Source organism: Arthrobacter sp. NPDC058130 (assembly GCF_042884475.1).
Lineage (GTDB): Bacteria > Actinomycetota > Actinomycetes > Actinomycetales > Micrococcaceae > Arthrobacter.
This window is the reverse complement of the sequence record NZ_JBHVTV010000033.1, coordinates 1-1,068: the sequence shown is the minus strand read 5'-3', so window position 1 is coordinate 1,068 and position 1,068 is coordinate 1. Positions and strand designations below refer to the sequence as shown.

Below are 1,068 nucleotides of genomic sequence, written 5' to 3'. Positions count from 1 at the left end.
TGCCGACATGAACAGCGACTACGACGTGATCGTGATCGGCGCCGGCTCCCCCGGCGAACACTGCGCCGGCGCCCTCGCCGAGGGCGGCCTGCGCGTGGCCGTCGTGGAGCGCGAGCTGGTCGGCGGCGAGTGCTCGTACTGGGCGTGCATCCCGTCGAAAACCCTGTTGCGGCCCGGCGAGGCGGTCCATGCGGCACGCCAGGCCGCCGCCACCGCCGAGGCCGACGTCGGGGCGGCCCTGGCCTGGCGGGACTTCATGGTCTCGGACTACTCCGACGCCGGCCAGGAACGCTGGCTGGCCGATCACGGCATCGACCTGCTGCGCGGCACCGGCCGCCTCGCCGGACCGGGCGTGGTCGAGGTCGACGGCGTGCGGCACACCGCCAACCACATCGTCCTCGCCAACGGCGCCGACCCCGTCGTACCGCCGGTCCCGGGCCTGCGCGGGCTCGAGGGTGTGTGGACCAGCCGCGAGGCGACCTCGATGAAAGCCGTCCCCCGCCGCCTGCTCATCCTCGGCGGCGGCCCGGTCGGCGTCGAAATGGCCCAGGCCGTGCGCCGGCTCGGCGGTGAGGTGGCAATTATCGACAGGTCCGCGCATGTCCTCGGCCGGGAGCCGGCACCGCTGGGCGCGGCCCTCGGCGAAGTGCTCAGCGGCGAGGGCATCGAGCTCGTCCTGACCGCGGGCTCGACCGCGGCGCGGCGAGATCGCGGGGACTACGTTGTCGAGATCGACGACGGGCGCGAACTGCGCGGTGACCGGCTGCTCGTCGCCACGGGGCGCCGCCCCCGGATCCCGGCGATCGGCCTGGAAACCGTCGGCATCGAGCCGGATGGCCACGGAGTCCCGGTCGACGCGCACCTGCGCGTGGCGGACGGGCTGTGGGCCATCGGCGACATCACCGGGATCTGGCCACTGACCCACGTAGGGAAATACCAGGGCGACGTCGCCGCCGCGAACATCCTCGGTGAGCCCCGGGAGGCAAACTACGAGGCCGTCCCCCGCGTCACCTACACGGACCCGCAAGCCGCCGCCGTCGGCGCCGTCGAGGGCCGCTTCAGCGCCAC

At 74.0% G+C, this 1,068-nt stretch carries 1 protein-coding gene; it reads left to right on the top strand.

The genetic code is table 11. The features are described from left to right. A partial coding sequence (locus ACFVTM_RS23165; RefSeq protein WP_390206592.1) for a dihydrolipoyl dehydrogenase family protein occupies nt 1-1,068 on the top strand: 1,068 nt, incomplete at both ends.